The sequence below is a fragment of the Stieleria bergensis genome, assembly GCA_007745635.1.
Classification (GTDB): Bacteria; Planctomycetota; Planctomycetia; order Pirellulales; family Pirellulaceae; genus Stieleria; species Stieleria bergensis.
The window spans coordinates 5,814,980-5,828,428 of record CP036272.1 but is presented as its reverse complement, the minus strand read 5'-3'; the positions used below and the strand labels follow the sequence as shown (position 1 = coordinate 5,828,428).

Sequence of the window (13,449 nt, the reverse complement as noted above, 5' to 3'; positions counted from 1 at the left end):
GCCGATGTTGATCGCGGAACGAAATCAAACCATCATTTACTTTCGAAAGACTTGCTGAGGAACGAATCATGCGTGGAATCTCTTACGCAATCGCCGTGTTAGTCGCTGCCGGAATGGTTTACTTGATCGCCTTTCAAGAACCATCCAACCCCCCGCAGACCAACGCGGCCGCGGTGCAAGCCGAACCAGCGTCCCTGACGTTGAATGTCCCCGAAATGCACTGCATTTACGCTTGTTTCCCGAGTGTCAAAGAGAACTTGGAAAGCCGTGAAGACGTGATTTCGGTTGAACTGGTCAAGCAAAAGGAAGAGGGGCCAATCGACACTCCCAATGTGATTGTCACTTACAGCGCTGAGTTCGATGTCGATGATGCCGTGGCTTCGCTAGAGAAAGAAGGCTTCCCAAACAGCTCTGTGGTCGAGTGAGTTCGGGGGTCTTGCTGGTCGGTCATGGCACGCGTGATGCCACGGGGACGGATCAGTTCTTTGAATTAACGGCTCAACTGCAGCAATGTCTTCCACAGTGGCCCGTCGAAGGATGCTTGCTAGAGTTCCAACAGCCAGACATCGCGTCCGGCTGGCAGCGGCTGGTTGATCGTGGCGTGACCGAGATTCGTGTCGCGCCGCTTCTGCTGTTTGCCGCCGGTCACGCTCGTCAGGACATTCCGACGATCATTCAGGAATGTTCCCTCCGAAATCCAGACATCCGTCATTGGCAATGCGGCCCTTTGTCTCGGGCTCCTGAGATGGTTGATCTGCTGGTTCAGCGGATCGAGCAGGCAGCCAGCGGAGCCGAACAAGAAGCCAGCGGAGCCGATTGGCCGCTGGACGACTCGGTGTCGCTCGTCATGGTGGGACGCGGCAGTTACGATCCCTGTGCCCAGGCCGATATGAAGATATTGACTGAGGTCGTGGCGAATCGTTTGCCGATCGGCCAGCATGCGGTCAGTTTCTACGCGATGGCCGAGCCCAAGTTGCCTGCCGTGTTGGATCAGGTGGCCAGTCAAACGGATCGGCCAAGCACAGTCATCGTGCAACCTCATTTGCTCTTTCAAGGTCGCTTGTACGATGCAATTGCCGGGCAAGTCAGCCAGGCAGCGAGTCGACATCCCGAGGTCCGGTTCATTTGCGGCGACTATCTGGGGCCCACCGAGTCGGTGGCCAAAGCTGTTCAGCGACGCTTGCAACGCACGTAGGCAAGCTGTGTGCTGCTGGGGTTAGGGTCAGACACTTCCGCGGCCGTTTCTCTGTGGCATCGCGCGAATTCTCAGAATGCTGACCTTTTCCGCGCGCGCCTGACAGACAGGCGGGCCCTAGTAAAAGCTACAATGTGGTTCGCGTCCAGGCTTTCCCTTTTATGGTCTCTCGGTGATGAATGATTCAACGGATGATCGTCCGCCTGATTTTGATAGCGATCAAGCGATCAATCCCTATAGCAGTCCGACGACCGATTCGGTGAGTGCTCAGAGTTTGCCAAAGTCTGAGTTGAATTTCATCGGCGGAATGTTTGGCGTCTGCGTCTTGGCCGCGGCCACCGGAGTGATTGGCATTCTGCCAATGTTTTCGGGGATGTTTAATCCAAGTACCGGTGACGAGATTGGTTGGGTATTGGGGGCTGGCATCTGGGCGATTGGCTTTGGATTGATTGGCTTGATGCTTCCGCACCGACTGCGCTGGCAGTATGCCGTGATCATGATGTGTTGTTCGGTTCCAGCACTGGTGTTGTATGTACCGGTCTGTGTGGTGATTGCAACGCCGATCGTACTGAGCGGCGGCAGAGGGCTCGAGTCCCTGGGGCCGATTGTTGCCAGCGTGATCGCCGCAGTCGCGGTGATGGCGATTTTTGCGTTAGTGATTCGGCGGACAGCGCGGCGACGCGACGCGCTGGACAGCGTGCTAGAAACGCCGCAGCATCCCACGGGCTTTTCTGAATAAGGGGACGGTTGGTTGCTGGGTTCGACATCCGATGCCGAAGACAACCTTCTGCCGCCGAATCCCTACGAAGTTTTGGCAGTCGAGGATGAACCAGCGGCCGCGCCATTGGATCCATCCACCGTTAATTTTCCTTTGGGTTTGTTGTTTCCGATCAGTCTAGGAGTCCTGCAGCCGGTCTGTTTTTACATGGTCGCTGAAGTGGCAGAACGAAGGGGTGCGTCGGGTGATTGGTTGGTCGGATTCGCAGTCTCGTATGTGTTGTGTGGCTTCATCATCGGTGCTGTGTTGCCGGGAACATTTAGCGAGCGGATGCGAGTTGGTGTGGTCGTGGCAATGGCGGCGGTTGTCTCGCCCGTCATTCTTGTGCCCACTTGCGCGGCCGCAGCTGTGCTGAGTCCAGCCGGCATTGGCGCGCCGTTGGCCTTTCCCTTTACATTCGGGGTCATGGGGGTCTACGCCCGCCAATCTGTCCGTGGTCGAGAAACTAGAAAACTGAAACTTGTGCAGATCGAGCAAACCAGGCTCGACGCGATCCCACCTGACTCTCATTAGTAACTGAACCGATGAATCATCCCACAAAACCTGTTGCACCAACCTTTACAGCAGTGGCTGATCCGCGTCGACGTGCCGATCACGTGATGTTGGGCACAACTGATTCGCTGTGCCCGCAGTGTATGGAAGTCGTTCCAGCAAAAATCATCACTCGGCGTGGGAGGGTGTATTTTCGCAAACGATGTCCCGAACACGGCGTGCGCGAAGACTTTGTGTGTAGTGATTTGGATTGGTGGGATCGTGGCGAAGGACACACTGCCTCGGTCTTGCCGCAAGTGCGTTCGACGGAAGCAAGCAACAAAGGTTGCCCGCATGACTGTGGTCTGTGTGAAGAGCACGAGCAACACACTTGCATTGGCTTGGTTGAACTGACTGATCGCTGCAATCTGTCTTGTCCCATGTGCTTCGCAGGCAGTGGTCCCAAGGGACGCGACCATGACCTTTCAGAGATCATTAAGTCCCTGGATCGACTGATCGAATGCGAAGGGCACGCCGAGGTCTGTCAGCTATCGGGCGGCGAGCCAACGCTGCATCCTGAGTTCAATCGTGTGGTTGATGAAGCGTTGGCCAGGCCGATCGATTATGTGATGGTCAATACCAATGGAATTCGCTTGGCCCGTGATCCTGAAATGGTGGCATTCTTGGCGGAGCGTCGCGAGCGTGTTGAAATCTATTTGCAGTGGGATGGCAGTGACCGCGAGACCGTGCGGCAACTCAGAGGCGAGGATCTGGTTGACATCAAACGTCGAACGCTGGATCGTTTGGCGGAAGCGAATTTGAATGTCACGTTGGTTGCCACGATGACGTCACCGCTTCCTGAAGGCTTTTACGAATCGCTGTGGCAGGAGGCGTTGTCCAGGCCCAATGTGACCGGCTTGAGTTTGCAACCGGCAACGTATAGTGGTCGCTTTTACACTCCCGAGGATCTGGAAACGCGAGTCACCTTTCCCGACGTCATCAAGGGGCTTGCCAAGGCATCGGGCGGCATGGTCGCCGAGCAAGATTTTTCGCCGCTGCCTTGTGCACACCCGAACTGCCATCAAATCATGCTGGCCGCACGTGATGGCGATCAATTGGCCCCCTTGAATCAGTTAGCCCCGGTGGCAGAGAACCTGGATCTGATGGCTGGCGGAATCAGTTTTACACCGGAGCGTGCCAAGTTGCTGATGGAAGTGTTCTTGGCACGCAGTAGTCACTGTGGCAGTGACTGTGGTTGTCACGAGGTGGTTCCACTTGGACTGGAAAGTCAGCAGAACTCCCCTGCCTCGTCGGACTCGTTTGAATCGGACTTGTCAAGCAATCCAATTCTGCAACGTTTCCTAACCCGCGTGCTAACGGGGCAAGCTTCAGCGCAAGACATGCTTCGTGTGACGATTACAAGCTTCCTAGATGCCTACAATTTTGATGTGCGTCAATTGATGAAGTGCTGTACGCATCATGTGTTACCCTCCGGGCATGTCGTGCCGTTTTGCGCCTACAATACCTTGTATCGACCAGGCTATTTGAAGTTGCCTGAATTGAAGTCGGATTCCACATCGTGTTAGAACACCATGGGCGTCTTGCGTACAGTCTGTCGATGGTATTGGCTTCAATTGTTGTCGCGTTGTTGTTGCCACGTCGACAGCGTGGATTACGGCTTGAATCAACACAGCGGTTTGGAATTGCGATCGGCGGATTGGTCGGCGCTACCTTCGCGGCGAAGTTACCTTTCATTTTGGGTGCGAATCCGGATACTGGCGTGGTCGCTGCATGGCTGAGCGACGGCAAGACGATTCTATGGGGACTCGCTGGAGGCTACCTGGGTGTAGAAGTTGCCAAGTGGTCGCTGCATGTTCGCGGTCGAACCGGAGACAGCTTTGTCGTCCCGATCGCGCTGGCGGTGGCCATTGGCCGGTTGGGATGTTTGGGCTTCGGTTGCTGTTATGGTCAACCGACCAACCAGGACTGGGGCGTGTGGTCCTATCCTGCCGACGGTGCCACTTTGCTGCGTCATCCGGCACCGTTGTATGAGTTGGTGTTCCACGCCGGGTTCGCTGGACTGGCTGCCTGGGGGATTGCCTGGGGGTATCTGAAAGATCGTTGGATGCTGTTGTACTTGCTGTCGTACGCCGTGTTTCGTTTGATCAGTGAATCATGGCGCGAAGAGCCAGTGTACGCCTGGGGAATGACTTTCTATCAACTCAGTTCAATCGTGATCGCCATTGCAAGCGGTCTGCTGTTGATCAAACGCAATTAGAAACAGCGTCACGCCGCTCGCCGGTGGCATCGTTTGGGGTTGCGATCTGCCAAACTCAGCTAAGAGCTGCCGCGGTTCAGCTTCGACAGCCAACAGACCGCTGAACTCGCGGTTTCCTAGATGTCTTTATGCACGTTTCGCTCTCGGTCCGAGCAGTTTCCCTCATTTGAGAAACCTTTGCTGTGCAGTGTCTGAAATCAGCACCCATACTAAAGGGCCGTTCCTGCTGAGTCATCCAATGCCAATCGGTAAGTTGCAGCGGTTTGAACTTAAGCAACTTTCATCGCCCACCGTCGTTGCGCATTAATCATCTTATGAATCCCGAATTGGCGCGCATTATCGACGGTGAAAACATGCCTTCGCCACCGACGGTGGCGGCAAAACTGCTGGAACTGGTCGACAATCCCGACACGGGACTCAACGACATCAGTCGGGTGATCAGTGTCGATCCCAAGTTGACGGCCAAGACGATTGCCTATTGCAATTCGCCGTTGATTGCTCCTGTGAAAAAGGTCACGACGCTTCAGCAAGCGGTCACGCTGTTGGGGATTCGCACGCTGAAGTTGTTGGCGCTGTCGTTTTCAGTGATGGATACCCGCAGTGGACGAGCGTTTCCCAACGAGAACTTTTGGCGACGTTCTTTGGGGATCGCAATTGCTGCCAAGGTGTTAAGCAGTGCCGGCGATCAAGACGACGACGAGAGCTTCTTGTTGGGCCTGATCTTCAATGTCGGTGTCATGGCGATCGGGATTGCTTTCTTTGATCGCTTGGTGCAACAGTTCGACGCCGATGAATTCCTAGAGAAACTGACCACTGAGTTAGAGTATGAGTTGTGCGGCCACGACCGCTACTTTGTCGGCGCACGATTATTGGAACGTTGGCATTTCCCCGATCGCATGATTCAAATCGTGGAGAGCTACGATCCGAACAGGCTCACGCAAGATCACATGGGATTGTTCGTCGCCCAGCAATTCAGCGACCTGCTGCTGGCTGCCGAAAGTACCGAAGGCCAAATCCTGAAGGTGCGTGATTCCGCCAAGCGGTATCTTGATCTTTCCAAGGATCAGTTTGACGAAATGTTCGACAACATGGTTCAGCAGTGGTACGGCTATCAAGGACTATTTGACTTTAAATCACTCAAGCATGCCTCGATCGAAGACATGGAAGCCAAAGCCCGCGAGTCCATGGTGAGGCTCTCCTTAGGAATGGAGCAAACCATTCGCGAGATGCATACCGAACAAGAAGAACTTCGTGATCTGGCCCGAACCGATAACCTGACAGGACTGCTCAATCGCACGGCCTTTGATCAGGACATTGGGCCGTTGATGAAAGGCTATCAGGAACGCAGCGAATCGGTTGGGATGATCGTCGCGGACATCGATTACTTCAAGCAATTCAACGACCGCTATGGTCATGCCGCTGGCGATAACGTCTTGTGTGGCGTAGCTGCTAAACTGACCGAGCTCTGTCGCAAACACGATCATGTGTATCGTTTCGGAGGCGAAGAGTTTGTGCTGATGATCGGTGAATGTGACTACGCCGCCGCAGCTACGATCGCGGAACGTTTTCGCAAAGGTGTTGAACAGATGCGTGTCGGTTACAACGAGGATCTGTTGAAAGTGACGATCAGCATGGGCGTCTGCTGGATCGACTCGGCCAAGTTAACCGACGTCGAACAAATTTTTAAACAGGCGGATGCTTGTCTGTATGAGGCAAAGAAAAACGGTCGCAACTGCAGTGTCGCCCGCAAGGCACAGGATTCGATGGGCTGCACTGTATCCTGAGAAGCAAAGGAAGCGAGTGATCAGTGGGGCCACGGAAAACTGAGTGGTGTCACGGTTGATGGTGTTTGCTGTTCATCAACGTGCTTTGAGGCGCCGACCAGCCGCCTCCTCCAGGCGTTTCGATGATCAATCGATCGCCTGTCTTGACTGCCAGCGTCGTGCAGGGCGGCAGTGATCGCATTTCGCCGTCGCGGTCGGCAAGAGAATTGCGGCCGGGTTGCCCGTTCTGGCCGCCTGCGACCCCGTACGGCGCGGTCAGTCGTCGTCCGGTCAGAAGCGAAACGGTCAGCGGACGCAGGAATTCAAACTCGCGGACCAATCCTTGGCCGCCGGGATGCTCGCCCTGCCCTGCGCTGTTCTCACGCAAGGCAAATCGAATCAAGCGAATCGGCAATCGGGACTCTAGGACTTCTGCATCGGTAATCCGAGTGTTGGTCATGTGTGAATGAATCCCGTTGGCGCCGGGGCCCCGAGCCGTCGCGCCACAGCCACCACCAATCGTTTCATAATACCCAAAAGATTCGTCACCGATGAGCACGTTGTTCATCGTGCCTTGGCTGGCTGCCACTGCATGCTGCCCGTCTGATGCCGTCCCGATAGCGCCCAGCAGCACATCCACCACGCGTTGACTGGTTTCGACATTGCCAGCAACCACCGCAGCACAGTGGGTCGGATCTGGAGCACTTGGTGGGTGCAACAAGCCCGTGGGGATGTTCAAATCAATCGGCCACAGAGCACCTTCACACAGCGGCAAATTCGAATCGCAGTGGCAACGCAGGACATACAGGACGGCCGATCCCACGATCGATGGCGTGGCATTAAAGGCACCCGGGTGAACATCACCGGTTCCGGTAAAGTCAATGTGCAGCCGATCGCCTTGACGCTGCAAGGTCACGCAGATTGGCCAGCCATCATCCAATTGATCGGCAAACGTCAACGGCGTGTGCGGCAGCGTTTGAATCCAACGCCGTACTGAGGCATCCGCGACACGAAGTAACTGGTTGACGGAATCATTGAGTTCTGCGATTGGCGTTTCAGCCATCAACTCACTGATCAGTTTGACGCCTTCTTGTCCAGCGGCGACTTGAGCGCGAATGTCGGCCAGGTTTTCGGCAACGTTACGACTTGGATAGGCTGCGCCAGCCAATTGACTGGCCAACTCTGATTCATAGGTTTTCGCTTGACGCACCAAAGCAAATCCCGAGATGAGGACGCCTTCTTCGGCTAAATGGGTCGCCGCAGGAGGCATGGAGCCCGGGGTGATGCCACCGATCTCTGCATGATGAGCTCGGCTGGCGACAAAGAAATCAGGTTCCTGGGAATCAGGACGAAAGACCGGAGTGACGACGGTGACATCGGGGAGATGGGATCCGCCGCGATACGGGTCGTTGGAGACATAGCAGTCGCCCCGATACATCGTGGGGAACTGTGCCTGCAAGGCTCGGACGGTATGCCCCATCGCACCAAGGTGAACCGGGACATGAGGCGCATTGGCGATCAACGTTCCGTCTGCTTGAAAGACGGCGCAGCTAAAGTCCAAGCGTTCTTTCACATTGACGCTGATCGCCGTGCGTTGCAAAACCTGTCCCATCGCATCGGCAATGCTCTGCATGCGCCGGGCGATAATCTCCATGCGAATGACGCGATTTGTGGACGTCTGCTGATGCGATTGTGTCTTGTTGCCATGCTCCGCTTGTTGCCGTGGTTGCTGCTGTGCGCGCAGCACGATGGATCCGTCGGCGGTGACAGTTCCTGACCAGTCGGCTTCGACGATCAACGTTGATTGGTCGCTGACCACGAGCGAACAGCTTGGGATGGAGTCACCCGGGGATAAACTGTTGCGATCAATGGACTGGAACGCTCTCCACTGTCCCTGATAAAAGACCTCCCGGAGCTCAGGTGCGGCGGGATGCTCGGGGCCGCTCTGTTGTGACAGACTTAACCGATCGAGTCGTCCCAAGTCCCAGGCGGTTCTCTCGACGCGGATGCTGACGACTTCGATCTCGGCGTCTTCGCGTTGGTATCCGTAGCGTGATTGATGTTCTTGGTGGAACGCCTTGGCGATCGACGCTAAGGCGACTCGGGTCTCCTCAGCGTACGGCAGTGCAATGGTTGCTTCGGTGCCAACATAGCGGCAATCAACTTGTGCGTTGACGCGGCACGTCAGTTCGGACGCGACTGCGGGTTGCGTTTCTGTCTGGGCGACCAACCGTGTCACCGCGTCGTGGAGTTGCTGATCATCCAGTTGGCTGAGTGTTTGATAAATGCCGGTGGTTTGGATCGTCCCGGTGGGTGCAACGCCGATCCCCAAAGCGCTTAAGACGCTGGCTCGTGGATGGTCAATGATGGTTTTCATTTGCAAGGCATCGGCCACGCGGCAGAGGTGCTGAGCGGCCGCACCACCGAAGCCAATCAAGGCGTGATCTCGAGCGTCACGGCCGCGCGCTGTCGTGATGGCCCGCACGGCCTCAGCCATATGAGTCACCGCAATCTCGATAAAGCCTTCGGCCAGTGATTCGATCGATGCGGGCGGCTGTGGCATCTTCTCGGTGACATGCTGCAGCCGGCTCTGAGCGGCTTGAATGTCCAGAGGAAACGGGAATCGATCGACGGCGATGCGTCCTAAAATCAGATTGATATCCGTGATCGTTAGCGGGCCTCCCGCGCCGTAGCAGGCTGGACCTGGCGCGGCACCTGCACTGCCGGGGCCAACCAGCAAGCGTCCATCGACATAGTCACAGACCGAGCCACCACCGGCGGCCACGGTGTGAATGTCCATCATCGGAGTCATCAGGCGAATATCGGCGATTTTGGTTTCGTAACGCCGGCCGACCTGTCCGTCATAGCGACTGACGTCCGTGCTGGTGCCACCCATATCGAGTCCAATTGCCAATGGCTGATCATGTTCCAAGGCAACATGTGACAATCCAACGACTCCGCCAGCTGGCCCGCTTAACACGCTGTCACGCCCACGGAACTGGGACGCAGGGACCAAGTTTCCACTGCTTGTCATCAATTCCAGTTGGCAACGGTCGCCACCGAATTGATTCTGAACACGTTGGACGTAGTGCGTCAGAATGGGACCCAGGTAAGCATCCAAACAAGTTGTCTGGCTGCGCGAGACCAAATGGATCAGCGGGCTGACTTCACTTGAGCGACAGACTTGTGCGAAACCCATCGACTGCGCCAAACGCTGGACTTCGATCTCGTCAGCAGCATTCACATGCGCGTGCAAAAGGCTGATGGCGACCGATTGGATGCCGTCTTGTTTGAGCTGTTCCAGCAATGATTGGACTTGATCACGATCGAGCTCTTGCAACACTTCGCCGTCTGAGTCGCGACGTGCGGAGATCTCAACGACCTGGTCTGCTAGGGGTTGATGGTTGCGAACGGTTAGCTCAAACAGGTCCGAGCGATCCTGGTTCCCAATCCGCAAGACGTCTTTGAATCCAGCCGTTGTGATCAATGCGGTGTCAGCACCGCCGCGCGTGAGCAGCGCATTGGTGCCCTTTGTCGTCCCGATCCGCGCTTCGATCGCTGGTAAGGCACTGCCGATCGGAATGCCTAACAGAAGATGCGTTGCCAAGACGGGGGATTCCAGCTGGCAATCAATTTCTAGTAAACAGTCATCCGATTCATTTGGGGACGCGGTTGCTGTTGGGCTGCCATCGAGTGTCAAGCGATGCGTGTCGCCAGCAAACTCAACGATCGATCCTAAGGGTTCTGCGTCAACGCCAGCTAGCAGGCAAACCCGTGCGCCCACAAAGAATCCATCGGGCAGCGTGTTGCCGGGTAAACTTGAAAGCAACTCGGGCGGGAGCTGTAGCTGAAATTGTTGGGGCGACGCTTGTTGGATCGCTCGCGCCCGAATGATCCCACTGGAGAGCACCTTGATACAGCCAACCTGTTGCTGGCCTGTGGCATCGACAGAGTCAATCAGGCAATCGGTAAACGTTCCACCGACATCAGCGGAAACAGTGCAGGTAGGCATCGGCAAGACCGCAGCAGCATTGCAGTTTAGGGGTTCTTAAACAGCGCGACGCATTCGTCGCGAGACTCGTGATCAATCAACGCCACGACAATGTCTCCGGCACGCAGCTGGTCGTTCGCTTTGGGACCGCGAACAAAACCGTTGCTTTCAATCGCCGTGATCAAGCATCGTCCCGCGAGAGGCAGGTCCGTTAACGTGGCGCTGGTGACGCGTGAATCGGGAAAGACTTCGAGTTCATAAATGCCGATCTTGCCTTTTGGCATCGGGCGATAACTGATCACCGCACCGTCATTCATGAAGCCCAGAATCTGTCTGGCGGCCACGTCTCGTTCACTGACGACCTGATCGATGCCCAGTTTGCCCACCACATTCGCATAGTCGGGTCTGCCCACAACGCCTAGCACGCGGCGGGCGCCTAGTTCACGCGCTTCGACACCTGCCATGATGTTGTTTTCATCTTGTCCCGTGCAGGCGACGAAGTAGTCCGTCGCGCCACCGCCTTCGTCTTCTAGCACGCTGCGGCGATTCGCGTTGGCATGGACCACCGTGACATCGGGCAGAAGTTTCGACAACAGTTCACAGCGTTTGCGGTTCCGTTCCAGCAACGTGATTCGGAACTCACCATGAGGCAAGGATCGGGCCACGTGTAATCCGGTCTGGCCGCCACCGGCAATCAACACGTTTTGACGTTTGCTGCGTTTGCTCGCGGTATGAAAGCGCGAACGTGCTTTAGTCACCTCCGCGGGAATTCCAATCAAGCTGATATGGTCGCCCGCTTGAATTTCATCCTCGCCGCTTGCTAGCCAAACCTCATCGTCGCGTTCGATCGAACCGATCCGTACCCCGGCAGGCAGCTGGATTTCACGCAGGCGTTGGCCAACGGAAGAACACTGTGGGCTGACTTCGGTGTCGTAGACTTCTAGCATGCCGCGAGCAAAGTGCTCCAGCGGGATGGCTTCGGGGTTGCGGATCGAACGCACCAGTTCCAAAGCCGAAAGATGTTCCAAACTCAGCAGTGAATCGATTCCATAATGACGTTGGTAATCGAAGGTGCTGCTGTCATGGTACACCGGTGAATATGTCCGCGCGATGCTGCGGCGAACCCCCATGGCTTTGGCCATGCTGGCTGCCAAGATATTGGCTTCATCATTCCCGGTCACGGCCAAGCAGATATCTGCTCCGGCTGCGTTGGCTTGAAACAGCACAGCGCTATGTGCGGCATTTCCCTGAATGGCCTGGACGTCAAGTTCGCTATTGATCTGGCGAACGCGTTCAGGGTCAATGTCAATCACCGTCACATCGTGGCGTTTGCCACAAAGCAATTCAGCAATCCAGTGTCCGACCGTTCCGGCACCTAGCGTGAGGACTCGCACTACAGTACCCAGTCAAAGAAAAACAAGACGACCATTAAGATCAGCATGAATCCGGTGATCCAACGCGCTGTTCCCAGGGAGTGCCTGATGATCAACTGCAGGTTCTCATGGCGCGTTGCTCCAAACACCAGCGAGACAGCCACGATCAGCGGCACGTAATACAGCAGGTAAGTAAAGGTGATTGACATCGGTGCTCTTTTCTGAAGGATTCACTCGTCGAAGGAATCATTGGCGGTGCATTCAAACTTCAGCAGGCGATGCTGGTTCGGCTTGTTTCTCGGTATTCTCGGAAGCCTGCTCTTCGTCTTCGTCGTCTTTGGGTCGGCGACCGCTGATCGGAACACTTAATGGTCCACTGTAGGCATCGTAAATCACCAGAATGTTCAGCAGACCAGCAATGATCGTGTACAGCGTCCCCATTTCGTAGCCAGCACCATAGCGTGCGTAGTACGCGGAAACTTCATCCACTTCGTTGTCCAGAACAGGTCGATTCGGTGGAGCCATGAACCCCTTGAAAAAAGGCTGGAATCCGGGTTTGGTTTGGTTATCGATCGTGTTGGATTTGGCATGCAGGCTCTGCACGATCGCCGGCATCGCCGCCAAACCCACACCAGCTTGCAGTGGATATTGCCAGCGTCGGTCACCGGGCTGCCAAGAGGCGTAGACCACGTTGAACCCACCTAAGGCAAAGCCCAACAACCAGGTGCTCATGATGCAAACAAAAAACAGACCGGCTTTGATTGTTCGACCTTGATAGTAGTGTCCCGCGCCTGGAATCAGCCACGCTAGGAAAGCTGCCAAGGAACGACTCTTTAAGTCAACTTTTTCAGAGTCGACTTCGATCACATTGCGTACTGTTGACATGAAGGGCTACAAACCAAGGTTATGGTGCGTCGCAATGCCTCGCGACCGGACGGATTGATTTTGTCTGGGATGACTATTTTGGGAAAGGTTGCTCGGTTGCGATAGGTGGGCGCGGCTTTCGCAGCCCACTGCGTGGTTGATCCCAGACGTCGATGCCGTGGCAGGCAACCCCGGCTGGTGATTGGCATCTATCGGATCTGGTGAAATTGATGCTGTGACTCAAGCTGCGTTGCCTGGCAAGTCTGTGGATTGTAGCAACCCGCTTCCAACGTCCCAAGCAAGGTTAGGTCATTGTCTGGCCGGAGGGTTGATCGGTAGGTTGATCGGCCAGCTCTCCCAGGGCCCTCCAGCCACGACGCTAACGCGATTCCTGAATCCACGCTTGCCGCGATGGCTGGCACTTAAAGGGGCATCGTCGTGGTCGCCAATCAGCCCAATGCATTCGATTGATCACGCCCCTGGCTCTTTACGACTCCCAAGGCTCGCTGCGCCGTACAGGGTTCGCTGCGCCGCACAGGGCTCGCTGCGCCGTACAGGGCGGCATTCGATGCATCCAGACAACCGGTGGGATGTTAGGTAGCTGTTCGTTTGGCAACCAAGGTTATTGGTAAGGATTCCAGGGCGTTGTGCCGCGAATTGCAAGGCAAGAGATTGAGGTTCAGCAAGCAGGACCCGTGATCAGAGTGGTCGCTGGACGGTTTGCCAGCGTCCGAGA

At 55.8% G+C, this 13,449-nt stretch carries 11 protein-coding genes; 7 read left to right on the top strand and 4 right to left on the bottom strand.

The window, feature by feature from the left end; genetic code table 11:
* Positions 1–68: 68 nt before the first annotated feature.
* The 7 genes from SV7mr_RS20440 (at position 69) to SV7mr_RS20410 (ending at position 6,506) form a co-directional block, all read left to right on the top strand.
* On the top strand, positions 69–425 hold the full coding sequence (locus tag SV7mr_RS20440; protein ID WP_145276183.1) for a heavy-metal-associated domain-containing protein: 357 nt from the start codon (positions 69–71) through the stop codon (positions 423–425).
* Entirely contained in the window at positions 422–1,195 is a 774-nt protein-coding gene (locus SV7mr_RS20435; protein ID WP_145276181.1) for a sirohydrochlorin chelatase, read from the top strand. Before SV7mr_RS20440 ends, SV7mr_RS20435 begins: the two co-directional genes overlap by 4 nt.
* 175 nt (positions 1,196–1,370) lie before the next feature.
* The gene (locus SV7mr_RS20430) at positions 1,371–1,934 is read left to right on the top strand and encodes a hypothetical protein (RefSeq protein ID WP_145276179.1); all 564 of its coding nucleotides are present in this window, start codon (positions 1,371–1,373) and stop codon (positions 1,932–1,934) included.
* A 12-nt stretch (positions 1,935–1,946) separates the two neighbouring features.
* On the top strand, positions 1,947–2,486 hold the full coding sequence (locus SV7mr_RS20425) for a hypothetical protein (RefSeq protein ID WP_145276177.1): 540 nt from the start codon (positions 1,947–1,949) through the stop codon (positions 2,484–2,486).
* Positions 2,487–2,497: 11 nt separating this feature from the next.
* The gene (locus SV7mr_RS20420) at positions 2,498–4,030 is read left to right on the top strand and encodes a radical SAM protein (protein ID WP_419187679.1); all 1,533 of its coding nucleotides are present in this window, start codon (positions 2,498–2,500) and stop codon (positions 4,028–4,030) included.
* On the top strand, positions 4,024–4,722 hold the full coding sequence (locus SV7mr_RS20415; RefSeq protein WP_145276175.1) for a prolipoprotein diacylglyceryl transferase: 699 nt from the start codon (positions 4,024–4,026) through the stop codon (positions 4,720–4,722). Before SV7mr_RS20420 ends, SV7mr_RS20415 begins: the two co-directional genes overlap by 7 nt.
* 314 nt (positions 4,723–5,036) lie before the next feature.
* Positions 5,037–6,506, top strand: a complete 1,470-nt coding sequence (locus SV7mr_RS20410; protein ID WP_145276173.1) for a sensor domain-containing diguanylate cyclase — start codon at positions 5,037–5,039, stop codon at positions 6,504–6,506.
* A gap of 49 nt (positions 6,507–6,555) precedes the next feature.
* Here SV7mr_RS20410 and SV7mr_RS20405 read toward each other — a convergent pair whose 3' ends face one another.
* The 4 genes from SV7mr_RS20405 to SV7mr_RS20390 are packed head-to-tail and all read right to left on the bottom strand — an operon-like array spanning position 6,556 to position 12,734.
* Positions 6,556–10,497, bottom strand: a complete 3,942-nt coding sequence (locus SV7mr_RS20405; protein WP_145276170.1) for a hydantoinase B/oxoprolinase family protein — start codon at positions 10,495–10,497, stop codon at positions 6,556–6,558.
* A 26-nt stretch (positions 10,498–10,523) separates the two neighbouring features.
* Complete coding sequence (gene trkA / locus SV7mr_RS20400; protein WP_145276168.1) at positions 10,524–11,870, bottom strand: Trk system potassium transporter TrkA; 1,347 nt, start codon at positions 11,868–11,870, stop codon at positions 10,524–10,526.
* Positions 11,870–12,058, bottom strand: a complete 189-nt coding sequence (locus tag SV7mr_RS20395; protein ID WP_145276166.1) for a hypothetical protein — start codon at positions 12,056–12,058, stop codon at positions 11,870–11,872. Before SV7mr_RS20395 ends, trkA begins: the two co-directional genes overlap by 1 nt.
* A 52-nt stretch (positions 12,059–12,110) precedes the next feature.
* Positions 12,111–12,734, bottom strand: coding sequence for a DUF6677 family protein (locus SV7mr_RS20390; protein ID WP_145276164.1), 624 nt, complete (start codon positions 12,732–12,734; stop codon positions 12,111–12,113).
* Between the last annotated feature and the right edge of the window lie 715 nt (positions 12,735–13,449).

Coding starts and splice junctions, on each gene's coding strand:
- SV7mr_RS20440 (WP_145276183.1), top strand. CDS start 69: ATGCGTGGAATCTCTTACGCAATCGCCGTGTTAGTCGCTGCCGGAATG.
- SV7mr_RS20430 (WP_145276179.1), top strand. CDS start 1,371: ATGAATGATTCAACGGATGATCGTCCGCCTGATTTTGATAGCGATCAA.
- SV7mr_RS20420 (WP_419187679.1), top strand. CDS start 2,498: ATGAATCATCCCACAAAACCTGTTGCACCAACCTTTACAGCAGTGGCT.
- SV7mr_RS20410 (WP_145276173.1), top strand. CDS start 5,037: ATGAATCCCGAATTGGCGCGCATTATCGACGGTGAAAACATGCCTTCG.
- SV7mr_RS20405 (WP_145276170.1), bottom strand. CDS start 10,497: ATGCCTACCTGCACTGTTTCCGCTGATGTCGGTGGAACGTTTACCGAT.
- SV7mr_RS20395 (WP_145276166.1), bottom strand. CDS start 12,058: ATGTCAATCACCTTTACTTACCTGCTGTATTACGTGCCGCTGATCGTG.
- SV7mr_RS20390 (WP_145276164.1), bottom strand. CDS start 12,734: ATGTCAACAGTACGCAATGTGATCGAAGTCGACTCTGAAAAAGTTGAC.